The organism is Teretinema zuelzerae (genome assembly GCF_021021555.1).
In the GTDB taxonomy this organism is placed as follows: domain Bacteria; phylum Spirochaetota; class Spirochaetia; order Treponematales; family Treponemataceae; genus Teretinema; species Teretinema zuelzerae.
In genome coordinates, this window is sequence record NZ_JAINWA010000003.1 from 1,381,611 (window position 1) to 1,407,939 (window position 26,329).

The following is a 26,329-nucleotide window of genomic DNA, read 5'->3' on the forward strand; positions in this document are numbered from 1 at the left end:
AAAATCCGTGCCAAGCTGATTTCAGGGGTTTTGACATGTTTTTTATAGAAAACGGGAATTTATTGCCCGGCGTACGGGAAAATAGTTCCCATCCATATTCCCATACACTAAAATAAAAGAGGAAATGGAGAAATAAGGCTGTTAAACCGGAAATTCTGAGGTATCATCTTTTCGAAAGCCATGCATACAAAAAAAACGAAAGACATATACATTTTCACCCCAGCGGCGGTTCTGTTGATCTGCGCCGTCGCCTTGGCCTATATTCCCGGCCCGAAACAGGCCGGCGGAGCGGACCTCATCGCAGGCATTGAAGTATTCGAAGACCCTTCCCACGCCATAGATATTGAAAGTCTGAAAAAAGCGAATCCGGGATTTCTCCCCCTGGATAAGAAATCGCTGTACGTCCGGAGAAGCGCATCATCCTGGTGGATTAAAATAGCTCTCGCCGGAAACCTGTCGCTCCGAGAGGACGCCTTCCTTCATATACCGAACGCGAGCCTCGAGCTCATCGATGTCTGGTTCTCCGACGGAAGCTCAGCGGCAGAGGGAAAAAAACGGCCCGCCGCTTCGAACGAAATTCGCAGCAGATTATGGAATATCCGCATACCCGATACCCACGACGTGCGCGAACCGATTTATCTGCGGGTTCGAACGAACACCATCATGCGGGTTCCCGTGGAAATATACTCAACGTCCCGGGTAATCAGACAGGCTCAGGCCGACGATCTCGCGTTCGGCTTGTTTTTCGGAATACTTGTCGCGGTCATAATCATCAATTTTTTCTCGTTTCTCATCCTGAAAAGAAGATATTTCGCCATATATCTGGCGTATCTGATCAGCCTGCTCGCGTACAACCTGAGAGTGCACGGATATCTTTACTTCATCCCGATGCCCTTCGCCGTCCTTGAAGCCGCACTCTGGATCAGCCTCTGCGGAGTCGGCGTCTTCATGATTCTCTTCTCTAAAAGCTTTCTTTCCGTGAAGGTCGTCTATCCGAAATTGAACCTCTTTTTCAACGCGTGCATTGTTCTGTTTCTCGCGCAAACCGTAATCGGCGTCGCGGGATTTTCATACCTGGCAAACCAGATCGCGTATATTACCGGAGCCGTCGTGCCGGTAGCCATAATCGGAACGGCCGTCCTCAGCTACGTCAAAGGTTTCCGGGAAGCCAGGTATTATCTGCTCGCGCTCATCGCTATGTTCGCAGGAACCTTCGTGTGGTCCAGCGCCGCGTATATCGAGTCGCAGGTTACGGTCAACTACATTTTCATGTTCGGCACCACGATGGACGCCCTGCTGTTCACCCTCGCCATCTTCGACAAAATCCGGGCTGATTTGCGCGAAAAAGAAGTAATGAGCGTCCGGGAGCAGCATTACCGCGAACTGGCCAGGACGGATACGCTCACCGGGCTGTACAACCGCCGGTTCATCGAGGACGAGATCGTGCGGAACGCGGAGGCGCGCTCGGCGTTCGGGGACATGTCGCTCATCATCATCGATCTCGACAATTTCAAGAATGTGAACGATACCTGGGGCCATTTGACCGGCGACATGCTGCTGGCGAAGCTCGGAAACCGCATCACGCAGAATATCCGCAAGTCCGATATTGCCTGCAGATACGGCGGCGACGAATTTCTGGTGATCCTTCCCGGAGCGGATATCGCGGCTGCGAAGGGCGTGGCGGAAAAACTGAGGGAATCCATCCAGAACGATCACTTCTATACCGAAACCGGAGAGGAAATTTCGTATACGATCAGCATCGGCCTTTCGCGCACGCGGCCCGAAGACACCTTTGAAGGACTCTTTCTGCGGGCGGACGCGGCGCTCTACCAATCGAAAAAAATGGGCAAAAACAAGCTTTCGGTGCTCTAGAAGCGCGGTTTTTTAGCCCTGGAGGCCGGCCCCGGCCCGCCGGTTCTGTTTTCCTGTCGAGATTGACTTTATTCCCGCTCAACGCTATATATAGTGCATGAATAACACACAGACCCGATGGATATGGGAACAACCAATATGCGAAGAAATATTCCGCCAGAAATACTGCCTGTACGGCGAACAGAGCGCGGAAGAGGTGTTTACGGGAGTGGCGAGCGAAATAGCATCCGCGGAAACCACAGAAGAAAAACGCCGGCACTGGGAAGGGGTGTTCTATCAAGAGCTCATCTCGGGGCGGCTCCAGCCCGCCGGGCGGATTCTCGCGAACGCGCGGCCCGGCAGCCCGATGAAAAACTACAACAACTGCTTCACCATCGACATAGAAGACTCCCTTGAGGGCATTTACGAGGCGCTGAAGGACGACGCGACTATCAGCAAGATGGGCGGCGGGGTCGGCTTCGACATTTCCAAGCTCAGGCCGATCGGGGCGAAGCTTTCGAACGGAGGAGAATCCTCCGGAGTCATTTCTTTTTTGAGGATTTTCGACCAGTCGGCTAAAACGATCATGACCGGGGGACAGAGGAGAAGCGCGCACATCGCCCTCCTCGATATATCACACCCGGAAATCGAAGAATTCATCACCGCGAAAAAAGGCGAACAGAACAAGGAACTGACCCAGTTCAATATCTCCGTAAAAATCACGGACGACTTCATCAAGGCGGTGAAGGAAGACGCGGACTGGAATCTGGTTTGGAAGGGAAGGACGTTTAAAACCGTTAAGGCGAAGCACCTTTACGACCTGTTGGCGAAAAACGCCTTTATCCATAACGAGCCGGGAATCTTCAACGCGGACACGGTAGAGCGCTACAACAACGGCTGGTGGGCCTTCAAGATGGACCGGGTGAACCCCTGCGGAGAGCTCGTGATGCCGGCGTACTCGCTGTGCTGTCTTTCCTCGGTGAATCTCGCTTCCTTCGTGGCGAAGCCGTTCAGCGCGGACGCTTCGTTCGACTTCGCCGCCTTCGAGCGGACCTGCGGAATCGGCATCCGATTCCTGGACAACGTGCTGGACGCGACCGACTATCCGCTGGAGCGGATTAAAACCTTCTCCCGCGACTGGCGCCGGGTAGGACTGGGCTTCACCGGACTGGGAGACGTGTTCGCCATGATGGGGATGAAATACGGAGAAGAGGCCTCTCTGGTCCTTGCGGAACAGATCGCGAAAACCCTCCGCGACGCCTCGTATTCGGCCTCCAGCGACCTCGCCGCCGAAAAGGGCTCCTTCCCGGCCTTCGACGCGGAAAAATACCTGCAGGCGAACTTCATCAAAACTCTTGATCCCGAACTCCGGGAGAAGATCAGAACGCAGGGCATGAGGAACGTGCAGCTCAACACGGTTGCGCCCACCGGAACCACCTCCCTGTCCATGGGACAAAACTGCTCCTCCGGAATCGAGCCGATTTTCGCCCTCTCCTTTAAAAGAACCATACGCACCGGCCGCGGCGACGAAACGCGGACGGAGGAAGTGAGCGACTACGCATGGAAACTGTGGAAGAGCCTGAACGGAAAAGAGAACGAGCCGATGGAAAACATCGTCGTCCCCGAGGCCTTCGTCACCACGCTCGACATCAACCCGTACCAGTCCATCGACATGCAGGCGGTGTTCCAGAAATACATCGACCACAGCATCTCGAAGACGCTGAATCTTCCCCTGGGCACGAGCTTCGAGGAGTATAAAAACCTCTTCATGTACGCCTACGAAAAGGGCCTGAAAGGGTTCACCACCTTCAATCCGGAAGGAAGCATGAAGGGCATTCTGGAATATTCCGGCAAAAAGGAAGAAGGGGTTCACCGGCGGGTGGCTCCGGCGCGGCCCCGCGACCTGCCGTGCGAAATCCACCGCGTTGCCGGCGGAAAGCGGAAATACGTCGTCATTCCGGGATTCCTCAACGGAACCCTCTATGAGATTTTCGTTCTCGACGATACTGACGGGAAGATTGGGATAGACGACGACCGGAAGGCGCTGGTGCGAAAGGCCGCGAAGGGCCGCTACGACCTGGTCTTCGTCAACGGCTCGGAGGAGACGGTTCTTGAGGACTTCACCTCGGCCTTCAATTCACCGGACGCTTCGCTTGCGCGGTTCATCTCGATGGCGCTCCGCCACGGAACGCCGCTGCAGTTCATTATTTCCCAGCTCCAGAAGGATACGAACTTTACCGATGTGGAACGCTGCATCGCGCGGGTTCTGAAAACCTACATCAGGGACGGAGAAGAGGTGATCACCAGCGACAGGGAATGCCCGGAATGCGGCGAACTCCTCTCCTTCCGGGACGGCTGCGTCAGTTGTTTTTCCTGCGGATATAGTAAATGCACCTAAAAATGCTATAATGTAAATGTAGTTGGACATTTTTTCCTCCTGGAGGCATGAATATGAGCGGTATTCCGGAAATTGTACTTGTTGACGATGAAAATCGGGTGACGCAATCCCTGGAACGTGAAATACGCATGGCCTTCGGATCAGAGGAATTCCGCATAACGCGCTTTGAAAATCCGGAAGAGGCCGCGGCGTATACCGCCCCTCCTCCGGACAATCTTTTTCTGGTCATCTCCGATCTCCGCATGCCCCACATGAGCGGAAGCGAGCTCCTCGCGAAGGTGCGGGAATCCGCCCCTGAAGTGCAGACGATACTGCTCACCGCGTATTCCGATATTGAAAACATACAAAAAGCCATCTCCGCCTCCATTCAAAGTCTTCTGTTCAAACCATGGACGAGGGAGGCTCTCGCCTCCGAAATTTCCAAGGCCCGGGACATCTGGACGATCAGAAAGCAGAACAACACCCTGACGCGGCGCATCGAGGACATGCTGAGGGAAACAGGCGAATTCCAGGCCAAGCTTTTCTCCTTCGATATTCCCATGACCTCGGAAGTCGAGATCGACCTTGCCTACCAGCCGATGGCGGAGTACGGATGCGGGGGCGATTTTTGCGACTTCCGCACTCCGGCGGAGGGAGGATTGCTCGTCCTTTTGGGAGACGTAACCGGACACGGGACGAAATCTGCGATGATCGCCGGGATGATAAAAACGGGAATAGACGCGCTCTTTTCCGCGAAGCCGGAATTGATGACGAAGCCCGACCTGCTGATGAACACGATGAACGCGCATTTCTGCAAAATGCTGGAAGCGAGCCCGGAAACGCTGGTCGGATTGACGGCCCTCTACGTAAACGCGTCCACAAAGCTCCTGGCAGTCGCGACGGCGGGCATGCCCGCTCTCATCCACCTGCGCGACGGAAAGCCTGAAGCGCTCAGGACTCCGAACCCCATGCTGGGAGCCTTTCCGAAAGCGGAGTTCTACAAGACGGAACGGGTATTTCTCCCCGGAGACAGGGTTCTCCTCCATACCGACGGATTGGTGGAATCGGTTCCGCATTTTTTCACCGTCAGCGAAGAGCTTGAAAACACGATCGTCTCGAAGAACATGCATCGCACCGCCGAGGCCCTCGTCGAGGATTTCAGGATGTTCATACCGGAAAACCATTTTACCGACGACGTAACGCTGATCGCCATCGACAATATTATCAGGCAGACTACATGACTTCCGGCTTTACCCTCTTCATCAATCTCGCGCCGTTCGCCCAGCTGGCGCTTATTGCGTCATTCGCGGCGGCCTTTCCGTATCGAAAGGAACCGGCGGCCCAGTCTCTTCTCTGGTACCTCTTTCTGTGCTTTTTGCTGATGGCGACGAACGCCCTCGAACTGATCTCCCGCACCGATGAAAACACGATCCTTTTTGCGAAGCTCCAATACATTGCGTTCGCCTACCTTCCAATCGCGTGGATCTCGTTCTCCTTTCGATACACCGGATGGATCACTCATACGATTCCGGCGCTCATCGTTTCCGCGATACTATTCCCTGTTATTCTTCCCATCGTAGTTTTCACCAACGACAGCCATCATCTGTTCTGGAGAACAATCGAGATTATCAGCAATGAAGGATACTCGATCATACGGCCGACCTACGGGCCCCTGTACTGGCTCGCCTTCGGCTATTCATGGAGCGCGATCTTCATCGGATGCGTGGTATTGCTGCGCTCGTATGTAACGGGACAGAATTTGTACCACCGGCAATCCGTGTGGATCGCGGCGGGATGCCTTATGCCGGCGGCGGCGAATCTGCTGCGGATCACCAGCCCTCTGCACGGCATCGTGAAGGATTTCACGCCGCTCGGCTACGCGCTTTCGGGAATATCGTTCCTGCTCGGCATGTATCTGCACCGCCTGTTCTGGGTAATGCCGGTTTCGCGCGGCGTTCTTCTCCAGCAAATAGACCTTGGAATTCTGGTTCTCGACCGGACAGGGCTGATCGCCGACCACAACGCGGCCGCGGACCGCTATCTCGGACTCGATGCCGTGGCCGTCGGGCAGAAAACCTCCAGGTATCCGCTGATTCTCGGATTTCTTAAAGAAGCCGAGGTCTCGCCGGAAAGCGGGGTTGCAGAAAAAACGACCGGCCAGATATTCCTGAACGAGCGCCACCTGAGCTGGACGGTCCAGCCGGCGGGGTCGGAGGCGAACGGCATAATCGTTGTCCTGGAAGACGTTTCCGAGCGGGTGAGGCTTCAGACGGAAAACGCATTCATCAAGGGAGAGTTTCTTAAACGCGCGAAGCTCGCGTCGATCGGCAAGCTCACCGCCGGACTCGCCCATGAAATCAACAATCCCCTGAGTTATCTGAAAAGCGACGTGCGCTGCCTGAGCGAACTTCTCGACCGGCTCATCAAGGATAAATGCCCCGATCCCGATTCCGAGGAAACACGGGAAGTCCTTTCGCTCGCGAACGGAATCAACTCGGGCCTCGAACGCATCGAAGCGGCCGTCAGATCCCTGCTGTCCCTTACGCGGCAGGGCTCGGCCGAAACGAACAGGGAAGCGGTGAAACTGGAAGACTGCCTCGATTCAACCCTGGAAATCATGAAGGCCGAATACCGGGGAATCGCCGACGTAGTCAAACTCTACGGAGAAACGAAGGCGGTGCGGGTCCAGAAGGCCGCGATCAATCAGGTAATATTCAATATCCTGACGAACGCCGTGCAGGGCATCCGCGAGCAGTTCGCCTCGATCGGAAGACGGGGAATGATCCATGTGAAGACCGGAACATGCGAAGGCGATCCGGACCGGATCTGGTGCGAAATCATGAATACGGGAACGCCGATTCAGGCTGAAGATTCGGGGAAAATTTTCGATCTCTTCTTCACCACGCGCTCAGGCGACGACGGCACGGGAATCGGACTGAGCCTGTCCAAAGAGATAATCGAAGAACGCCACGGGGGAACGCTGAAATTGACGTCGCTGGACCCCGTAATATTCCGCATCGAACTGCAGTCTTCAAGGGAGGAGCGCTCGTTATGAAAGTTCTCGCGCACCGGGGAGCGATGGCTCTCGCACCGCAAAATACGATGCCGGCATTCCGGCTTGCCTGGGAATCCGGAGCGGACGGCATCGAGCTGGACGTGCAATGCACGAAGGACGGAATCTCGGTCGTTTTCCATGACGATCGACTCGACGATTTGACCGACGGCGCCGGACCGGTGCGCGGCTATACGCTCGAACAACTGCAGAAACTCGACGCGGGTTCGCATTTCGGAAGCGAATGGAAGGGAGAACGCATACCGACCCTGGAAGAAGTTCTCCGGGAGCGCCCCAAGGGAAGCATCGTAAACATCGAAATCAAAACCGAAATGGAATTCGACCCCTTCTTCGACAAAATCCTCCATTTCTGGAGGTTCTATCCTCCCCTTGCCCGGGACAGAGAAAGCCCGAGGGAAAAAGAGGCGCTGCGAACCGCGAAAACGACCGCGAACTGTCTGCGCGGACTGTTGCCCGAATTTCCCGATCTGCGCGAGAACATCATCGTCTCGAGCTTCGATCCGGCGGCCCTGGAGTTTTTCCGCGCGGAAATGCCGGAAATCGCGCAGGGTTTCTTGTATTGCGTAGAAGTTCGGAGAGACACCCGGCCGCTTATGAAGGAGATCGCGCACGAGGCGGTGCATCCCTCCGTATTCGAAATCAACGCGCGGAAAACCCGCGGGATTCATGCCGCCGGAAAGAAGGTCAATTGCTGGACGGTCAACAAGGACGCTCAGGTACGGAAGCTCTACCGGATGGGAGTCGATACGATAATAACGAACCATCCTCATCGAATGGTAAAACATATCAAAGAACTGGACGAAAACAATAAAAAGAGAGCCGGGAAGGCCGATACATTCAACAGATGAATCAAGTACATGAGCGCATCAGTCTGGAACGGAATCTCAGTTTAGTGCTTGGCCGCCAGGTGCGCCTCGGAAGCCCGGACCTTCAGGGGCTCGATCCCAGGGCGCTCAAAAAAGCGTTTTACCGGCGCGCGCACGAGTACCATCCGGACAAGGCGGCGGTTCTCGGCAAGGATCCGGAATACCTGGCGAATCGTTTCAGATCGCTGCAGGACGCATACGAGCTTGTTCTGGATTCATGGAACAGCGGCGCCTACCATCACCTTGAAGCGCGCGCGGCAGAAGCTCCCCGGGCCTATTCCGCCCGAAGCGAAAGTCCGGTTCGCGGCGAAGACGCAGCCCGAAGGGATAATTCAACCCGAAGCGAAAGTCCGGTTCGCGGCGAAGACGCAGCCCGAAGCGATAACTCAGCCCGAAGCGATAACTCAGCCCGAAAAAACAGTGCCGGCCCGGCATGGCAAGCCGCACAGGCCGCCGGTTCGGACGAGAGAGCGCAGTCGCGCAGGCGCCCGCGAACTGACTCGAGCACCGATTCGCGCACCGATTCGCGAACAGACTCGCGCGCCGCGGAGGAAGACCGCCCGCGGGAGAACGCGGACGCGCAAACGCGCAGACATGCCCGGAACCGATCGCACGCACATGCCGATCGGCGAGACAGCGCAGAAACGCGCGATGCGCGCAAGAGCCGGAGCGAAAACACGGACGGCGGGGCCGATTGCGCCCGGAGCAGGGTTGAAACGGCAGGAGCGGGGGTATTCCATTCCGGACCGCTGCCGAGAACGGAACTGAGGCTCGCGCAATACTTGTATTATCTGGGCAAGATCGACTGGAATACGCTGATACGGGCGCTGTGCTGGCAGTACCGGTCCCGGCCGAGGACCGGCGACATCGCGGTAGAGCTCGGCTATATGACGAGACACGCGGTACACAAAACGCTGACGCAGAGAAAGGCCGGAGAACTGTTCGGCCAGGCGGCCCTGCGGATGGGCAGCATCGAGCCCGGCGAATTCTCCGTCGTCATGGGCAGACAACGGCTCATGAAGCTCCCCATCGGCAGATACTTCATCGACCGCGGCCTCCTTACGGAAGAAGAAATGGACAGTTGCGCGGAAGATCTCCGCAGGCACAATATAACCGTCCGCTCGGAAGCCTTCACGGCGAAACTGTAATATACGCGGCCCGACCGGCCGATACCCTACAACCATCCGTTCCGCGTTATCTGGAACTTGTCCGTCTTGACGGCGATTCTCGTTTTTTTCATCAACACCTTCTACCGCATCGTATTCGACTCGTTTTCGGTCGACGCAATATACGTCGGCGCCGTTTGCGTATTCATCGTCGACGCGGCCCTCAACTTCTTCACCACAGTGAAAATAGGACACATCAAATACGAATCGTTCGCCGAGATACGCGGAAGATATCTGAAGAAGGATTTTTATATCGACCTTTTTTCAGCAGCGCCGATAGAATATGTTCTCCTCGCCGCCGGCGCGGGGATTCAGCCCGATAGTCCGGCGCAAACGGCGATGCTCGCCCTGCATGCGCTGTCGCTCGTAAAGCTCTGCAAGGTTTCGCGCATTTTCCGTGAACTCGGCGAAACGATACCGATTCTCCCCTCGGTCTGGCGTCTTATCCATTTCGCGTACTGGCTCGCTCTGACGGTCCACGGAATCGTTATCGGATGGCTTCTCATAGGAGCCGGAGAAGCGCACCGGAACGCCGGAGATCAATACCTGAGAGGCCTGTACTGGGCGATCACGACCGTTTCCACCATCGAGTACGGAGACTACGGACCGGACCACGACAGCAACATCCAGGTGTTCTACACCCTGCTGGTGGAGCTCTTCGGAGTGGGCATGTTTTCGTACGTAGTCGCGAACGTATCGAGCTTGATATCGAATCTCGATATATCCAGAAGCAACTGGCAGCGGAAGCTGGAAGAAATCAACGCGTACATGATCTCCCAGAACATCCGAAGGATCTTCAGGAGCGGGTGAAGGATTACTACTCGTACCTGTGGACGAAGCAGAAGGGCGTCGACATGACGACGGCCCTCGACGGAATTCCCGGAGGGCTTTCGCAGGAAATCAGGCTGTTCCTCAACAAAGACATGCTTTCCAAGGTGCATATTTTCAAAAGCGCCGAGGAGCTCTTCCTGCGGGAGGCGGTGCGCCTCATGAAGCCGCAGGTATTCCTCCCGGGGGAGTTCATCATCAGGCAGGGAGAATTCGCCGACTGCATGTATTTCCTCGCGGCCGGCGAAGTGCTGGTGCAAATAAACGGGACGGAGGTCGCGCGGCTCGGGGCGGGATCGACGTTCGGGGAAATGGCCCTCGTTACGAACCAGTACCGGAACGCGAGCGTCATCGCGCTGAACTACGGAACCGGGTATCGGCTTGAAAAGGACGATTTCTACGTGCTCCGGACCCGGTATCCCGAGTTCGACCGGCAGGTGGAAGAAATCACCAAAGAACGGACGACCTGACCGGATGCGCAGGGCGGCGGAAACGCGAAAGTCCTGAAGCCCCCTGTACACGACGGGACGAAGCATGATATAAGCGGATCGACACTAAAAGCATACGGCTTGCGGGGGAACCTCACGGTTGAGAAGGTTAAAACCTGACCCTTGGAACCTGACAGTTAACACTGGCGTAGGGAAGCATAGCGGATCGTTCGAACTGTATCAGCCGCCCGCGGCCGGACAGGTTCGTCGTACTGCCCCTCCGAAGCCGGAGGGGTTTTTTATTCCCTCCAGGCCCGAGGAGAGGTCCCGCCTTCGGGCGGGATACCTCCAGGGGAGCTAGGCTATTCCCGGTTTCTTCCTGCATGCCGAAAGGAAGGATCGATGGAACAGAGAAGGACTTGCAAAAGTCAGATGGAAGCGGCGCGTTCGGGCGAGATCACGGCCGAGGTGCGCGAGGCCGCGCGGTTCGAGGGAATCGAACCCGCTCTTTTGCGCGACATGATCGCCTCGGGAACGGCGGCGTTGCCGGCGAACAGACGGCATCTCAAGCTTGAGCCCCGCGCGGTGGGCCGCAAGCTGAAAACAAAAATCAACGTAAACATGGGAACCTCCCGGGACATCGAGGACGCAGAGGGAGAGCTCGAGAAAGTGCGCCTCGCCGAAAAGCTCGGCGCCCATGCCCTCATGGATTTGAGCTCCGCCGGAGACACCCGGCGGCTCCGCAGAACGATAATCGAAACATCGCCGCTCATGATCGGAACGGTTCCCGCATACGATACCGTCGCCCGGGCGAACAAACCATTGAGGGAAATCACCTCGGACGACTGGATCGAATCGGTACGCCTCCACGCCGAGGACGGAGTCGATTTCCAGACGATTCACGCCGGTTTGACGAAGCGCCTCGCGGAGGAAATCATCCAGAGAAGCAAAACCGGCGCCCGCCTTACCGGCCTTGTATCGCGCGGAGGATCTCTCCTGTTCGCGTGGATGGCCGAAACCGGAAAAGAAAATCCCTACTACGAGCGGTTCGACGAAGTGCTAGCGATTTGCGCTGAGCATGAGGTGACGGTGAGCCTCGGGGATTCGTGCAGGCCGGGATCGACGGCGGACTCGAGCGACGGAGCGCAGATCGGAGAGCTCATAGTTCTCGGAGATCTGGTACAGCGGGCGCGGAAGGCGGGCGTGCAAACGATCGTGGAAGGCCCGGGGCACATGGCCCTGGACGAAATCGAAGCGAACATGGCGATAGCCCGGAGGCTCTGCGGCGACGCTCCCTTCTACGTGCTCGGACCGTTGACGACGGACATAGCTCCCGGCTACGACCACATCACCGCGGCTATCGGCGGGGCCGTCGCGGCGGCGGCGGGAGCGGCATTCCTCTGCTACGTGACGCCGGCCGAGCATCTGCGGCTTCCCACGCTGGAAGACGTTCGGGAGGGAATAATCGCTTCGGTCATCGCGGCCCACTCGGCGGACATAGCGAAGGGAGTTCCCGGTGCGCGGGATCGCGACGACCGCATGAGCAGGGCGAGGCAGAATCTCGACTGGGAGCAGATGTTCACCCTTGCCGTCGATCCTGAAAAAGCGCGCCTCTACCGCTCTCAATCCGAGCCGAGCGAAAAGGACAGCTGCACCATGTGCGGAAAGCTCTGCGCGGTGCGCAACGTAAACCGCGTGATCTCCGGGGAGGCCTCCGATGTCCTGTAATACCTGCGAAACGCAAGCGATCGCGTCTCTCTGCGACGATATCAGAACGCTCAGACCGCTCGTGCACTGCATCACCAACTACGTTACCGTGAACGACTGCGCGAACATCCTGCTCGCCGCCGGGGCCGCTCCCGTGATGGCCGACGACCGTGCCGAAGCGGCAGAGATCGCGTCCATCGCGCAAGCGCTTGTCATAAATATCGGAACGCTCAACGAACGGACCATCGAGTCCATGAAGCTGGCCGCGCGCGCGGCGGCGAAAAAGAATATTCCGATTCTCCTTGATCCGGTCGGAGCCGGAGCCTCGGCGCTGAGAACGAAGACGGCCCTCTCTCTCGTCGAGGAGTTCCGCTTCGCCGTGATACGGGGAAACCGCTCGGAAATCGCCGTCCTTCTCGGCGGACAGGGCGGAACGCGCGGAGTCGACGCGACGGGACAGGCGACCGAAGCCGACGGCGAAACCGCCGCGAGGCTCGCGGAAAAAACGGGGGCGGTGGTAGCGGTCACCGGAGCCGTAGACTACATCTCCGACGGAGCGAAGATACTCTCCGTCTCCAACGGCCACCCCATGATGGCGCAGATCACCGGGTCCGGGTGCATGCTTTCCGCCCTGCTCGGGGCATGGCTCGCCTCTGGACGCGCGGCGGCTCGGGATGCCGGACGCGCTGAAATTACCGGATCGGACCTGCATGCGGCAGCCGGCGGGATCGCGGCTATCGGACTCGCCGGAGAAGCGGCAGCGCGAGCGGCCGGCGCGGCGGGAACGGGTTCGTTCAGGGTCGCCCTCATCGACGCGGTCTCCCGGCTCGACGGCCGGACCCTCGGGGAAGGAATGCGCCTGGATGCCAGATAACATCGACTACACTCTCTACGCGGTGACCGACGATTCTCCGGACATTGCCGCGAAGCTGGCCGAAGCCCTGGAAGGCGGCGCGACGATCGTCCAGCTCAGAAGAAAGGGATGCGGATCGAAAGAACTCGCGGAAAAAGCGCGCGCGCTCAAAGCGATAACCGACGCGGCCGCGGTTCCGCTCGTCGTGAACGACGACCCCGAGGCGGCGAAACTTTCGGGCGCCGCAGGCGCGCATATCGGCCAGGGAGACGGAGACGTCCGTAAGGCGCGGGAAATTCTCGGGCCGGACAAGATTCTCGGAGTGTCGGCGGGAACCGTCGCGGAGGCCGCGCGGGCTGAACGCGAGGGCGCCGACTACATCGGAGTCGGCGCCGTGTTTCCGACCGGATCGAAGGCCGACGCGGAAAGCGTTTCGATCGGGACGCTGAGAGAAATAGCCGCCGCCGTAAGCATACCCGTCGTCGCCATCGGCGGCATCGGGGAGGGAAACATCGGGCGGCTTGCCGGCTCGGGGATAGCGGGAATCGCGGTGATCTCGGCCCTTTTTTCGCCGGCGGGAGGCACGGTGCGCGAAGCCGCGCGGAAGCTGAAAAGGCTGGCTGAGACTGTCTGCAAACGGGAGGCCGAATGAAAACGCCTGCTGAAGCCGCCAGCGCGAGGAAAGCCGAATGAGGGCGGCGCTCTCCATCGCGGGGACCGATCCGACCGGGGGCGCGGGAATTTTCACGGACCTTCGGACGTTCGGCGAATACGGGCTGCGCGCCATGGGATGCGTTACCGCGGTGATCGCGCAAAACTCGCGCGGGGCAACCGGTCCGCGGCAAGAACAGCCGTGCGGGGACGGCAAAACGACGGTCGAGCCCGGCAGAGACGACGAAATGCCTCAGGCATGCAGGCAGACGACGGTCGAACCCGGCAGAGAGGACCCCTTGCCGGCAGTTCGCGGATGTTCAGGCGGCGCGGAGCGCTCTGCCGGAGCGATTCGCGCTTGCGAGGGGCTCTCGGGAGCGATCGCCTGCGTGGAGCCTGCGATGCTGGAAGCCCAGCTGGAGGCGGTCTACGGAGAAATAGCGCCCGACGCGGTGAAGATCGGGCTTCTCCCGACGCCGGAAGCCGTGAAAGCGGCGGCGGGTGCGCTCGCGCGCCGCGGACAGAAACGCATCGTCGTTGATCCGGTGCTCAAGGCGTCCAGCGGACTCGTCCTGACGGCGCCGGATACGGTGCGCGCCCTGATCGAGTTTCTCTTTCCTCTGGCGGATCTGATCACGCCGAACATGGCAGAGCTTTCGATTCTGGCCGGAATGACGGTGCGGTCGAAGGAAGACATGGAGAAGGCAGGCATCGCGTTGGCCGGGAAAACGGGAAGAGCTGTTCTCGCGAAGGGCGGACACCTTTCAGGCGATTGCGACGACTGCCTGATCTCGGGCGGGACGATCCGGTGGTTCGCCGGCAAGAGGGTATTCGGAGGGAACGAGAGGGGAACGGGATGCCGGCTCTCCTCGGGTATCTGCGCCGAGCTCGCCTCGGGGCGCGATATCGCCGAGGCGATAGCGCGGGCGAAAGAGCGGCTCGCGGCCGCTCTTTCGGCGAGACTATAGGCCGCTATCGCTGCAGGCGAACGAGGGGAATGTGTATGCGGAAAATCGAGCCCGAGCCTTCCTCGGAGTCGAGGGTGACGAAGCCCGAGTGGGCGCGCGCTATGTGCTTGACGATGGCAAGGCCGAGGCCGGTGCCGCCGGTGTCCCGCGAGCGGGCGCGGTCGATTCGGTAGAAGCGTTCGAAGATCCGCTCGCGGTCGCGAGCGGGAATTCCCGGGCCTTTGTCCGCGACCGAGAGGACGGCGTTGCCGTCCTCGGCGTAGACGGACACGGCGATAGGGCCGCCGGAAGAAGCGTACTTCGACGCATTCTCCAGCAAGTTTGAAAGGGCCTGGCGCAAAAGCCCCGGGTGCGCAGGAACAACGAGACCGCTTTCGCAATCCGGGCCGCGCTCTATGACGACGGAATCCGGAACGGCCGAGCGTACTTCGCCGACGACTCCATCGATCAGAGCGTCCATGTCTACGGCTTCAGTTTCGATTCCATGCGATTCGTCTTCTTCGATGCGGGCCAGGGAAAAGAGGTCCGAGAGGATGGCTTCCAGGCGGCCGGTGCCCCGGAGGGCCATCGTGAGAAAATTGCGGGCGCGCTCGGCGTCGTCGAAGCCGGAATCCTGCAGGGTTTCGAGGGCGGCCTTGATCGAGGTGATCGGCGTGCGCAGCTCGTGCGATACGTTGGTGGTGAAGTCGCGGCGGACGGTTTCCAGGCGGTTGAGATGGGTGAGGTCGCTGATGACCAGCACGGACTTCCCCTGCCCCATGGGCGAGGAAATGAGCCTGAGCTGGCGGGCTTCCGGAGCGTAGCGGGTGATGCCGGCTTCGAGGGGACCCTCGGCATGGAGGGCGGCGGCCATGAAATCGGAAAGCTCGGCGCTGCGGGTGAGGGCGATGAGGGCGCCCCATGAGGGAGAGCCCGTCTCGGGCGGAAGGGCGGGGAGCTGGAACATTTTTCGGAAGGCGGGATTGCAGGCGAGAACGTCGAGGGCAGGTCCGATTACGGCGACCGCTTCGGGAATGCCGTTGAGGATTGAGGCGAGTTCGGCCTGCTGGCTCGCGACGATGCGGATTCTCGAGTCGAGATCCTCGGCCATTTTATTCATCATGGCGGCGAGGGAGGCGACTTCGCGCGGGCCTGTTTCGGGGATTTTATCCTTGAGCCTGCCCTGGGCGAAAAGGCGGGCTCCCGAATGGATTCTCAGGATGGGCTGGACGAGGCGATGGGCGAGAAGGCCGGCGATGACGGAGACGAGGGCGAGAATTACGAAGCCGAACAGAAACACGTGGAGGGCGAGCTCGTTCTTGCGGGTTCCGAGAATGCTGAAGGGCATGGAAGCGCGCACGATCGCCAGCGGCGAACCGTCGGCCCTGCGGAGGGCGACCGCTTCGTAGGTGGTGGTAATGCCGGTTGAAACCGAGGTGCGGACTGCCGAGCCCGACCCCCGGGAGAAGGCGCGGCGGATTTCGTCGCGGTCGAGGTGAAGGTCCATGGCGGAGGGATCGGCGACGGTGTCGGCAAGCACGAGTCCGTCGGGATCAATAACGGTAAGACGGATCTGCGTGTTATTCGTTAAGGCGGAAGCGAGGGCGCCGAGGGATTCCTTCGGCGAGTCCGACGAGAGAAGGGGCTCGAAGGCGTTCGCCGCGAGCTTCGCGGTTTCGTGCAGCTCGAGAGAGGTGAGTTCGAAGAAAAAGTCGGACGCCCGGCTCGAGGTGAAGGCGGTGAAGGCCAGGGCGCAGACGAGGGCGGTGGCGAGATAGGGCGGATAGATCCAGTAAAACAGTTTCGTGCGGTTGGTGACGCTCATTTTTTCGATTCCTCTTTCATGCGGTATCCGATGCCCCGGATCGTTTCGATCAGATCGCCCGACTCGCCGAGCTTCTTTCTGAGCCCGAGAATCTGCACGTCGACCGCGCGGTCGGTAACCTGGTAGTTTTCGCCGCGTACGGCGTCGATGAGGCGCTGGCGGGAAAACACCCGTCCGGGATTCCGCATGAAGAACTCCAGCAGGGCGAACTCGGTGACGGAAAGATGGAGAGGCTCTCCGCCCATGGTCGTTTCGTGGCGGGCGGGATCGAGCTCGATGCCGTGCATCGCAAGCGGCTTGAGATCGCTCTCTGTCTCCTCCGGCTCGCGGTTGATTTCGCGCAATCGGGCGCGCACGCGGGCGACGAGGACGCGCGGCGAAAAGGGCTTGCAGATGTAATCGTCCGCTCCGAGCTCGAGGCCGGCGACGACGTCGGCGTCCTCCGATCGGGCGGTAACCATGAAGACGGGAATCCGCGGAAGCGTCGCCGACGAGCGTATCCGGCGCAGGGCGTCGAAGCCGTCGATTCCGGGAAGCATCATGTCCAGGAGGATTAGGTCGGGGAGGAGCCGGGGGATCAAATCGAGGGCCTTTTCGGCGTTGTCCGAAACGACGACCGTGTAGCCTTCCCGCTCGAGATTGAACGAGATGAGCTCCTGGATGTCGCGCTCGTCCTCCACAACCAGAATCGTAGCTTTTTTCATCGTACCTTCCGATGCGGCAAGAGCCGTCAGTCGTTCAATTCCCGGTGAGTCCCGGTTACGACATACTCGACGAGTTCGCAGCAATTCGTAACGTGGTCGCCGAGCCGTTCGAGGAAGCCGGAGGTGCGGATGAGCTTGATCGCTTCGTCCGCTCCGGCGTTTTCTTTTTTCAGAGAGTTCAGGGTTTCGCCCATGAGCTCGTGATGAAGGGCGTCTATTTCCGAGTCGGCCGCGGCGCAGGAGCGCGCGCCTTCCATGTCTTTTTTCAGCCAGGCCTCGGTCATCGAGCGGATCATGAGGCAGCCGGCGTCGCCCATTTTGGCGAGCAGCTCGAACTGGCGGGGCCAGCCGGTTGCGTCGCGGAGCTTGATCGCGGTTTTTGCCAGATGCACGGAATAGTCGCCGATGCGCTCAAGGTTGTCCACGAGGCGGATGGCGGCGACCAGTTCGCGCAAATCCTGGGCGACGGGCTGTTGGATGGCCATGAGGGTGGCGCACAGGTACTGGATGTTTTCCTGCATCGCGTTCACGGTGCGGTCGTCCGCCTTCACTTCGGCGGCGAGGGCGGCGTCGCGTTCGCGGATGGCGCGGACGGCCTTTCTGAGATCCTCCTCCACCCGGGCGGACATCGCGGTTATCTCCGCGCGCACGCGGGAAAGTTCGGCGTCAAGGTTCATTCTTGTCATGCTCATTTCAGGTTCCTTCGACCCTTACGGGTCAGTATAACTCATGCCGGATCGTTCTTAAAGCGGGATCAGCCGAACCGCCCGGAAATATAGTTTTCGGTGCGGGGATCCTTCGGCGTGAAGAAGATCTCCCGGGTCGGACCCATTTCGACGAGGATTCCGTTCAGGAAGAAGGCGGTGTCGTCGGAAATGCGACCGGCCTGCTGCATGTTGTGGGTTACGATGATGATCGTAAACCGTTCCTTGAATTCGGTCATGAGGTCTTCGATTTTTCCGGTGGAGATCGGATCGAGGGCCGAGGTCGGCTCGTCCATCAACAGAATCTCGGGGCTGACGGCGATAGCCCGCGCGATGCACAGGCGCTGCTGCTGGCCGCCGGAAAGTTCGTAGGCGTTTTTCTTGAGCTTGTCCTTCACCTCGTCCCACAAGTACACCTGGCGGAGGCTTGTTTCCACCAGCTCGTCCGGGTCTCCCTGGAAGCCGTTGATCCGCGCTCCCCAGATGATGTTTTCGCGAATGGTCTTGGGGAAGGGATTCGGCTTTTGGAACACCATGCCGATGCGGCTGCGGAGCGCCACCGGATCGACGCCCGGGCCGTACATGTCGCGGCCGTTGAACAGAATTTCTCCTTCCACCCGGGTGCCGGGAATCAGGTCGTTCATCCGGTTGAAAGTGCGCAAGGCCGTGGACTTTCCGCAGCCGGAGGGCCCGATGATGGCGGTGACGCGGTTCCGTTCGATCTTCATGTCCAGATCGATGACGGCCTGGAAGTTGCCGTACCAGAAGTTCATCGACCGGGTTTCGATCGCCCAGGGGCTCAGGACGACGTCTGAAGCCGGGGTTTCGACGGAGGGAGTTTTCACGAGGGGCGCCTGGACGGTCGAAGCCGCCGTTTCATTAGTTTCGGGGTTGCACATGCTGTTACACTCTCCTTTGGGAGCGGAATTTGTTTCTGAGGATGATCGCGGCTGAGTTGAGAGACATAAGAAGAACCATCAGCACGACGATGGCCGCCGCGGCGATATTTCTGAACTCGCTCTGGGGGCGCGAGGTCCATTGATAAATCTGGATGGGCAGGGTCGTGAACTTCGAAAAGATGCCCGTGGGGTCCTGGGTCAGGAAGGTGGACGCGCCTACGAGCACGAGAGGCGCGGTTTCTCCGATGCCGCGGGAAACGGCGAGGACGGTTCCGGTGAGGATGCGGTCCATCGACGACGGCAGCACGTGATGGAAGATCACCTGCCAGCGGGTCGCCCCGAGCGCGTAGCCGGACTCCCGAAGCGTTCGGGGCACGGCGCGAATCGCCTCCTGGGCGTTGATGATGAGCATGGGAAGGATCAGGAGGGCGAGGGTCAAGGAGGCGGACAGGATTGTCCGTCCGTCGGCCGCGAGCGCGGCGGCTTCGAGCGGAACGGAATCTCCTGCCGCCGAGGCCGCGCTGAACAGGGCCCCGGAGGTAAGAGGGGCCATGAAGCGGACGAAGATGCCGAGCCCGAGCATTCCGTAGATAATCGACGGAACGCCGGAAAGGTTGTAGATATTCGTTTTTATAAAGCGGTTAATCCGATTGTCGCGGGCGTATTCCTCAAGATAGATAGCGGCTCCCAGGCCGAGGGGAAAGGCGATGAGGATGGTCAGAACGATCGTCATGAAGGAGCCGAGAATCGCGCTTCTCACGCCGGCGAACAGGGCGTTCGACGACTGCGAATGGGAGAGGAACGAGGAGCTTATCCACCAGCGGAACACGAGGGATCCTTCCGGCACCGTTTCCGCTGCCCACTGGAAAATCGACTCGCGGCTCAGCATGGATTCGGCGAAGTTCCAGGAGCGGACGACGGAGGGCTCGAGAACTTCCGCGATAATCAGTTCGCGGAGATCGCCGGGAGAGCGTTCGGCAAGCGGCTTTTCAAGGTCGAGGGCCTTGAGCCGGCGGCCGCCGAGGTTTTCGTCGAGAATGGAAAGAAGGCCTTCAGATTCGAGCGACGCGAGGGGAATCGGATTTCCTTCGTCGTCGGAAGGAACGATGTCCGCCTCGGGAATCGAATATTCGATGAGCACCCAGCCGGCCGTCTGGTCCAGAACGGACGCGAGCAGGGTCACCAGGCTTACGATCGCGAAAAGGGTTGAGGCGAAAAAGAGGGCGGAAAAGATTTTTCCGTTGCGGTGGCGTTCCCGCAGCGAGGCGGATTGGAAGGAAGCGTTCATCAATATACCTCCCGGTATTTGCGCACCAGGCGGGAAGAAAGCATGTTCAGGCCCAGCGTGATGAGGAAGAGCAGCAGGCCGATTGCGAAGAGCGAATTGTAATCGATAGAATCGTAGGAGAGGTCGCCGCCTGAAATGCGGACGATGTGGCCGGTCATGGTTTCCGCGGCGCGGAAGGGGTTGAGCGTGAGGTTCGGGCCGGCTCCCGCCGCAAGGGCGACTATCATGGTTTCGCCGATCGCCCGCGAAAAGCCGACGATGAAGGCCGCCGCGAGGCCGGAGAAGGCGGCGGGCATTACGATGTTGAGCGATACTTCGATTTTGGTTGCGCCGAGTGCGTAGGCCCCTTCGCGCATGGAATGCGGAACGCTCGAAAGCGCGTCCTCGCACATAGAAGAAATGAGGGGGAGAATCAGGACTCCCATGACGATGCCCGCGGACATCGTGTTGTACACGTCGACCCTCTCCCCGCCGAAGACGTTCCTCAGCGCGGGAGTAACCGACTGCAGGGCGAAGAATCCGTACACGACGGACGGAATCCCCGCAAGGATTTCAAGAATCGGCTTGATTACGGAGCGCGCCTTTTCAGGCGCGTACTCCGAAAGCCATACAGCGGAGGCGAGTCCCGCGGGGAGCGCGATCATCATCGCGATCAAGCTCGTCACGACGGTCGCGGTAAAGAGCGGCAGGATGCCGAACTCTTCTATCTGCGGCTGCCATTTCCGGGCCGTCAGAAACTCTATAGGGCTCACCTCGCGAAAGAACAGGAACGACTCCTTGCCGAGCGTAACCACGATTCCGAGCGTGGTAAGCACCGATACTCCCGCCGCGAACAGCAGAAACAGTTGCACCATCATCTCGCCGGGGCGTTTTTTCCCGGCTAAAGCCGTTCCCATCGCCATGTCCTAGTACCGTCCCTTAGTCGCGTCGAGCCAGGCCTGCTTGGCCTTCTTGAGATCAGCCGCAGGAGCCGGGAAGTAGCCGACGCGCTTGATCACGCGGTTTACGTTGCTCAAGTAGAAGTTAATGAAGGCCGCGACCTGGGGCTTATCGTTAAGCGTCTTGCCGGTCACGTACATGAACAGCGGGCGGGCCAGCGGATAGGTCGCCTTGTCCACGCTCTCCTGGTTGGGAACCACGCCCCCGATCGAAAGGGCCTTGAGGCGGGACTTGTTCTCGTTAAAGTAGGCATAGCCGAAGAAGCCGACTGCGTACTCGGAGCCGGAGATGCCCTGCACCAGCACGTTGTCGTCTTCGGACATCTGGAGATTTTTCGCTCCCAGTATGGGCTCTTTTTTCTTCTTGAAGATTTCCTCGGTGAAGTAGTCAAAGGTTCCGGAATCCGTTCCGGGGATGTAGCGCTTGATTTCCTTTTTGGGCCAGGAAGCGCGCACGTCGGACCAGTAAACGGCGTCGGAGAAGATCTTCGCGAGTTCTTCCTTGGTCACATCCTTCGCGAACGTGTTTTTGGAAGAAACGCAGACGGCCAGAGCGTCCGTGCCGACCCGGATTTCGATGGGATCGGAACCGTAGGAAGCGGTCGCTTTCTCGATCTCGCTCGCCTTGATCCCGCGGGAAGCGTTCGCTACGTCGAGCTCGCCCTTGCCGAAGCGCTCGAGTCCGCCGCCGGAGCCGATGGAATCGATGCTGATCTGGCCGGTATAGCCTTCTTTCACGAAGAGTTCGGTCACTGCTTCCGAGAGGGGGAATACAGTCGATGAACCCGAGGTTACGATGTTGCCGGTCACCTTTGTGGGGTCTACGCCGGGAAGCATTTTATCCGGATCGTCGCTCATTTTGTCGAGCCAGGGGAACTTTCCCGCGGAACTCTGGGCGACCGCGAAGGCGGCCGTCAGAACCAGTGCTGTTAAAGCGATACTGCGTTTCATTTCTGTACCTCCAATAGGTCACGGTAAATCTACCGTGCAGAAAACAGGATATAATTCGGGTTTTGTTAGAATTCGGTTAGGATTTTCGCCCCAGAACGAGGGCGGAACAGGCAACGGTCAGCGGAGCCACCAGAATCAGGCCGAAGCACCCGACGAAGGTGTGTACTATTTCCGATGAAACAAATACCAGATTCAAGATGTTCTCGAACGGTATTCCCTGAGCCGCGAAGGTCATCAGCATCGCGGTATATTCAGCTGAATACGCAAGAACGAGAGTCGTCACCATGGTTCCTGTCACATGCCGTGAAATGGTCAATCCCGAACGGAGCAGAACTCCCCGGGGTATCGAGGGTTGCTGCTCCTTCACCTCCGCCATCGCCACCGCTATGTCCATGGCCAAATCCATCACCGCGCCCGAGGACGCGAGAAATATTCCGGACATGAAGAGCCTCGACAAATCGAGGTGCCCGTACCCGGAATACAGCAGGGCTTCCGCGAAGGGCCGGACCGCTCCGTGGAGATTGAACCATCGGGTAAAGGCCCAGGAGAGCACCGCTGTGAGCAGGACTCCCCCCGCCGCGCCGGAAAAGGCCGAAAGCCCGGTCCGGGTAAAGCCCGCCACCAGAAAAATGATGACGGCCGTCAGCACGATGGTCAGCGCCAGCGTCGCGTACAGGGGATCGCGCCCGGCCAGCATGGCGGGCACGAGGACGCAGATTATCGCGGTGCCGGAGAACAAAACCGAAACCAGCACCTTGAAGCCCGTCCATCCGGAGATCAGAACGAGGAAGGCCGAAAACAGAACGACGAGGATGATCGTCTTGCCCGTTCTGTAATGGTCCACGGCGTTCGCCCACACGATCTCCGTCCCTGCTTCGTTCAAATCGAGGGCAAGGAGCACCTCGTCCCCGGGAGCGTAATAGCGGTCGACCTCGAGTTTCCCGGCCAGGTTGTTGGTTCCGTCGAGCGTACTTCCCTTGAATTTTCCGGAAAGCACCGAGAGGCGAAGCTGCTGTTCGCCCTGCCTGATGGAGCCGTAAGTTCTGACCATCGAGTCGTCCGTCGATTCCACGCGTCCGCGAGCCCGAAGCGGCGTCCTTGCCGCCTGCGCTCCGCTCGGCGAAAACAGCGCGTTTCCGCCGGCGGAACCGGTAATCCGGGCGCGAAATCCCCCCATTCCTGAAAACAGCAGAAAAGCAAAGGAGAAAAGCAGGGCTGTCAGAACAAAGGCGAGATCGCGCCGGAACTTCATTTTGCCGCTACCTTCACGCTTGATCCGGACGATACGTCCAGAGCCATCGCGGCGGCCATTTTGCGGAAGATGTCTGTGTTGTCGTAATAGCCGGAGAAGAGCTCCTGATGGGCTCCCCGGGCGAAGGTCGCGACGGGTACTCCGGTATGGGCGTAGGAAGTCCAGCCGATGCCGGCGGTCTGATTCACGATCTGCGTGATCTTCACGGTCAGCGGTTCGTAGCCGCCGTACAGGAGATACTGGTCCTCCTGAACGGAACGCTCGATTTTATTTCCCATCGAACGCTGGAAGGCGAGCTCAAGCTGTTCCTTCTGAACCGCGGTGAGCGAATCGTACGAAAGGCCGAAGGCATCCTGAATCGCGGGAAGAAGGTCTGCAAGCTTCGCCTTGGCGGCCGGAGTTTCGGCCTTGTAGGGCTTGAGCACCTTCTGGTCGAAGGCGACGAAGCTCATTTTCTGAAGTCCGGCCTTGTCGAAGAAGGTCGCGTACTGGGTTCCCGCGAAGCCGATCGTCATGCCGCCGGTTTCATGGTCGCCGGTTACGATGATGAGGGTTTCGCCGGGGTGCTTATCCGCGAAGGCTACAGCCTTGTCGATCGCCCGGTCGAAGGCGATGGTGTCGCGGATGGAAGCGGCGGCGTCGTTCGCGTGGCAAGCCCAGTCGATTTTTCCGCCCTCGACCATCATGAAAAAGCCGTCCGGATCGTCGGACAACAGTTCTATTCCCTTCGCGGTGAAATCAGAGAGCGAGAGATCGCCTTCCGCGCGGTCGATGTCGTAAGGCATTGCCGAGGAATCCTGAAGGGTTTCGTTCACAGCGATCACCTTTCCGGCTCCCGGCTTCAGAGCGGAGAACGCCTCGCGGGTGTCGACGATCTGGTAGCCCTTCTCTTTCGCGATATCGAAAATGTCGCGCTGGTCGCCCTTCTTTCCGGTGCGCTGCAGAAATCCGCCGCCGCCGAAATAATCGAAGCCGGAATCGGAGAGCTGGACGCCGATGTCGTAGTAGTTTCCGCGGGAAGGAACCTTGGCGTAGAACACGGCGGGAGTCGCGTGGTCGAGGGATACGCTCGAAACCACGCCGACCTTCATGCCCTTGTCCCGGGCGTATTCGGCGATGGTGCGGAACTTCTCAGTCTTGCCCGGGTCCATGTTCACGACTCCGTTCAGGGTTTTGTTTCCCGAAGCGAGGGCGGTTCCTGCGGAAGCCGAATCGGTGATGAAGGAACCGGCGTCGTAGGTCGTCGTCAAACCGGAAACAGGAAAGCGGGAAAAGCCGAGTTTCCGGATTTTAATGTCTTTCGAGGCGAGAGCTTCAGCGTAGATTTCCGCGGAGCTGATCTGCGGCATCGCCATGCCGTCGCCGATGAAGAGGAACACATACTTCGCGGGTTTTCCTGAAATAGTATTTCCGCCCGAGGTCTCCATCTCGCTCTTGCCCCCTGCAAGAACGGGAAGCTGGGCGATGAAAAGAACCAGCAGCGCGCAAAGAACGCGGCCGGGATTCTTACGTACGGAACATCGAGAGCAACCGTTTTTCATACAAGTCTCCTTAAGTCCTGGTGTTGCGGACGGCAGCCCTCCGAAGGGACCGCGAACGCCGCATAGTTGAAGCCATCATCCCCTTCGTTTGTTAGAAGCGGATGAGGGGAAAGTTTGAAAACGAAAACGAACCTGCAAGAACTCCCGCAGGCCGGCGGGAAGCAAGACGGGAACGCGCGGCCGCGGCTTCGAAGAAGGACTCGGCCAGGGACGCGGCACGGAGCGTATCGTCGGAGCAAGCCCAGAACCCCCGCGCGTCCGGTCCCGGAGAGGCCCGGGCTTCGTCCAGTTTCGCGTGGTACGACTCGATCCGCGAAACGAAGGCCGGAAGTCTCAGCGATACGTCCTCGAAATAAGCCCAATCGCCGAAACCCGATTCCCGAAGCTTCCGGGCATTCAATTCCTGCTCGAACTGGCCCTTTACCGGAATCACGAAGGCGGGCTTTCCGAGCGCAAGCGCCTCGGAAATGCTCTGATGCCCCGCCGGCGCTATCAATCCCGAGCAGGCGGCGAGTTCGCTTTCGTAGTCCTTGTCCGGATCGGGGAAGACGGAAAACCGCTCGGCGCCGAGAGACTCGAACAGGGGCTCCAGAATGCCCCGGTAGCGGTCCTTCACGTAGGCGACGAACCGGCCTCCGTTGGATAGGGGTTTATCCCGCAGGGCCTTCCGTATGATGGGCCCGACGTCGCCTGAAAAAAACGAACACAGCAGCGTTTGATCGGAACAGTCCATCATATAGCGGGCGACAAGCCGGCTCGCGATGGCGGCGGGAGAAAACGACGCAACGCGGGAAACTATTCCCGGATGATTGAGCTGGAGGACGGGAAGGCCCAACCGTTTCGCCGTCCGCGACGCGAAGGGCTCGAAATCCGACAGTATTCCCTCCGCGCCGATGAGGCGGAACTCGGAGGCCAGACGGTTCTGAACCGCGGAAGAATCGACGAACAGCGAAAAATTCTTCGCGATCGTTTTCGGATAATCGATGGCGAAGCCTTTTTGTTCGAACGCGAGATACGGGATTTCTATAATCCGGGAACCGTTGAATCTCGCCGCCAGCTCGCCGGCTAAATGCGCGGGCGCGCAAAACGAAATCCGATGCCGGCGCTCCAGCGCTTCCGCGAGCGCGATCGAGCGGGACAGATGCCCCCGCCCTTCTCCGTTAATCGACAACACTATATGCACAGGAAGTCCTCCCTTGCGTACGAGAATCCCCCTCCTTCATGAAAATCGCGTCAGGAAACGCACAGAAACCCGAAAAAAAACGATATGGGTTTTCCTCTCCCCGGCGCGCTCGCAACTTTCAGCCGCGCGCTCGCAACTTTCCGGTACGCGTTCGCAGCTGCCGCCGCGCGCTCGCAACTTTCCGCCGCGGCGCGCTCGCAACTTTCCGCCGCGCGTTCGCAGCTGCCGCCGCGCGCTTTCTCTTCGATTTTTAACACAGACCTCACCAAAACCGAAGAACGGCGTGCCATACCTTGT

The 26,329-nt window shown here is 59.2% G+C and carries 23 protein-coding genes; 12 read left to right on the forward strand and 11 right to left on the reverse strand.

What is annotated here, in order from left to right; all coding sequences use genetic code 11:
• Positions 1 to 180: 180 nt before the first annotated feature.
• The 12 genes from K7J14_RS13340 to thiD all read left to right on the forward strand — a co-directional run bounded on the left by K7J14_RS13340 (position 181) and on the right by thiD (position 14,768).
• Positions 181 to 1,872 (forward strand): sensor domain-containing diguanylate cyclase, encoded by a 1,692-nt coding sequence (locus K7J14_RS13340; protein ID WP_230757299.1) that lies wholly within the window; start codon positions 181 to 183, stop codon positions 1,870 to 1,872.
• Between the two features lie 97 nt (positions 1,873 to 1,969).
• The gene (locus tag K7J14_RS13345; RefSeq protein ID WP_230757302.1) at positions 1,970 to 4,249 is read left to right on the forward strand and encodes an adenosylcobalamin-dependent ribonucleoside-diphosphate reductase; all 2,280 of its coding nucleotides are present in this window, start codon (positions 1,970 to 1,972) and stop codon (positions 4,247 to 4,249) included.
• 53 nt (positions 4,250 to 4,302) lie between these two features.
• Positions 4,303 to 5,469, forward strand: coding sequence for a PP2C family protein-serine/threonine phosphatase (locus tag K7J14_RS13350; RefSeq protein WP_230757305.1), 1,167 nt, complete (start codon positions 4,303 to 4,305; stop codon positions 5,467 to 5,469).
• Positions 5,466 to 7,283 (forward strand): histidine kinase N-terminal 7TM domain-containing protein, encoded by a 1,818-nt coding sequence (locus K7J14_RS13355; protein WP_230757309.1) that lies wholly within the window; start codon positions 5,466 to 5,468, stop codon positions 7,281 to 7,283. Before K7J14_RS13350 ends, K7J14_RS13355 begins: the two co-directional genes overlap by 4 nt.
• Entirely contained in the window at positions 7,280 to 8,149 is an 870-nt protein-coding gene (locus K7J14_RS13360) for a glycerophosphodiester phosphodiesterase (protein ID WP_230757312.1), read from the forward strand. Before K7J14_RS13355 ends, K7J14_RS13360 begins: the two co-directional genes overlap by 4 nt.
• Positions 8,146 to 9,315, forward strand: coding sequence for a J domain-containing protein (locus tag K7J14_RS13365; RefSeq protein WP_230757314.1), 1,170 nt, complete (start codon positions 8,146 to 8,148; stop codon positions 9,313 to 9,315). The genes K7J14_RS13360 and K7J14_RS13365 overlap by 4 nt, the downstream gene beginning before the upstream one ends.
• Positions 9,316 to 9,372: 57 nt before the next feature.
• Positions 9,373 to 10,143: an ion transporter gene (locus tag K7J14_RS13370; RefSeq protein WP_330165603.1), complete on the forward strand. Its 771-nt coding sequence runs from the start codon at positions 9,373 to 9,375 to the stop codon at positions 10,141 to 10,143.
• Complete coding sequence (locus K7J14_RS16275) at positions 10,140 to 10,631, forward strand: cyclic nucleotide-binding domain-containing protein (protein WP_230757318.1); 492 nt, start codon at positions 10,140 to 10,142, stop codon at positions 10,629 to 10,631. The genes K7J14_RS13370 and K7J14_RS16275 overlap by 4 nt, the downstream gene beginning before the upstream one ends.
• Before the next feature lie 360 nt (positions 10,632 to 10,991).
• Positions 10,992 to 12,317 (forward strand): phosphomethylpyrimidine synthase ThiC, encoded by a 1,326-nt coding sequence (thiC, locus tag K7J14_RS13380; protein WP_230757321.1) that lies wholly within the window; start codon positions 10,992 to 10,994, stop codon positions 12,315 to 12,317.
• Positions 12,307 to 13,170, forward strand: a complete 864-nt coding sequence (thiM, locus tag K7J14_RS13385; protein WP_230757324.1) for a hydroxyethylthiazole kinase — start codon at positions 12,307 to 12,309, stop codon at positions 13,168 to 13,170. The genes thiC and thiM overlap by 11 nt, the downstream gene beginning before the upstream one ends.
• Positions 13,160 to 13,801: a thiamine phosphate synthase gene (thiE, locus tag K7J14_RS13390; RefSeq protein WP_230757327.1), complete on the forward strand. Its 642-nt coding sequence runs from the start codon at positions 13,160 to 13,162 to the stop codon at positions 13,799 to 13,801. Before thiM ends, thiE begins: the two co-directional genes overlap by 11 nt.
• Positions 13,802 to 13,838: 37 nt before the next feature.
• Positions 13,839 to 14,768, forward strand: coding sequence for a bifunctional hydroxymethylpyrimidine kinase/phosphomethylpyrimidine kinase (gene thiD, locus K7J14_RS13395; protein ID WP_230757330.1), 930 nt, complete (start codon positions 13,839 to 13,841; stop codon positions 14,766 to 14,768).
• A 4-nt stretch (positions 14,769 to 14,772) separates the two neighbouring features.
• On the opposite strand, the gene K7J14_RS13400 is transcribed toward thiD, so the two are convergent.
• The 11 genes from K7J14_RS13400 to K7J14_RS13450 all read right to left on the reverse strand — a co-directional run bounded on the left by K7J14_RS13400 (position 14,773) and on the right by K7J14_RS13450 (position 26,322).
• On the reverse strand, positions 14,773 to 16,572 hold the full coding sequence (locus tag K7J14_RS13400) for an ATP-binding protein (RefSeq protein ID WP_230757337.1): 1,800 nt from the start codon (positions 16,570 to 16,572) through the stop codon (positions 14,773 to 14,775).
• Positions 16,569 to 17,276 carry a response regulator gene (locus tag K7J14_RS13405; protein WP_230757341.1) on the reverse strand — a complete coding sequence of 236 codons (708 nt, stop codon included), beginning with the start codon at positions 17,274 to 17,276 and terminating at the stop codon, positions 16,569 to 16,571. The genes K7J14_RS13400 and K7J14_RS13405 overlap by 4 nt, the downstream gene beginning before the upstream one ends.
• A gap of 26 nt (positions 17,277 to 17,302) precedes the next feature.
• A complete protein-coding gene (phoU, locus tag K7J14_RS13410) occupies positions 17,303 to 17,968 on the reverse strand; it encodes a phosphate signaling complex protein PhoU (RefSeq protein WP_230757343.1) in 666 nt (221 codons plus the stop codon).
• A gap of 62 nt (positions 17,969 to 18,030) precedes the next feature.
• Positions 18,031 to 18,879 (reverse strand): phosphate ABC transporter ATP-binding protein PstB, encoded by an 849-nt coding sequence (pstB, locus tag K7J14_RS13415; RefSeq protein ID WP_269062467.1) that lies wholly within the window; start codon positions 18,877 to 18,879, stop codon positions 18,031 to 18,033.
• Positions 18,880 to 18,883: 4 nt separating this feature from the next.
• Positions 18,884 to 20,167: a phosphate ABC transporter permease PstA gene (gene pstA / locus K7J14_RS13420; protein ID WP_230757347.1), complete on the reverse strand. Its 1,284-nt coding sequence runs from the start codon at positions 20,165 to 20,167 to the stop codon at positions 18,884 to 18,886.
• Positions 20,167 to 21,063, reverse strand: a complete 897-nt coding sequence (gene pstC / locus K7J14_RS13425; RefSeq protein WP_230757351.1) for a phosphate ABC transporter permease subunit PstC — start codon at positions 21,061 to 21,063, stop codon at positions 20,167 to 20,169. The genes pstA and pstC overlap by 1 nt, the downstream gene beginning before the upstream one ends.
• 9 nt (positions 21,064 to 21,072) lie before the next feature.
• Positions 21,073 to 22,056, reverse strand: a complete 984-nt coding sequence (locus K7J14_RS13430; RefSeq protein WP_230757353.1) for a PstS family phosphate ABC transporter substrate-binding protein — start codon at positions 22,054 to 22,056, stop codon at positions 21,073 to 21,075.
• A gap of 76 nt (positions 22,057 to 22,132) precedes the next feature.
• Positions 22,133 to 23,308 (reverse strand): YibE/F family protein, encoded by a 1,176-nt coding sequence (locus tag K7J14_RS13435; protein ID WP_230757356.1) that lies wholly within the window; start codon positions 23,306 to 23,308, stop codon positions 22,133 to 22,135.
• Positions 23,305 to 24,849: an alkaline phosphatase gene (locus K7J14_RS13440; protein ID WP_230757359.1), complete on the reverse strand. Its 1,545-nt coding sequence runs from the start codon at positions 24,847 to 24,849 to the stop codon at positions 23,305 to 23,307. The genes K7J14_RS13435 and K7J14_RS13440 overlap by 4 nt, the downstream gene beginning before the upstream one ends.
• Positions 24,850 to 24,940: 91 nt before the next feature.
• Entirely contained in the window at positions 24,941 to 26,032 is a 1,092-nt protein-coding gene (locus K7J14_RS13445) for a glycosyltransferase family protein (protein WP_230757363.1), read from the reverse strand.
• Between the two features lie 50 nt (positions 26,033 to 26,082).
• Positions 26,083 to 26,322 carry a hypothetical protein gene (locus tag K7J14_RS13450; RefSeq protein ID WP_230757366.1) on the reverse strand — a complete coding sequence of 80 codons (240 nt, stop codon included), beginning with the start codon at positions 26,320 to 26,322 and terminating at the stop codon, positions 26,083 to 26,085.
• Positions 26,323 to 26,329 lie beyond the last annotated feature (7 nt).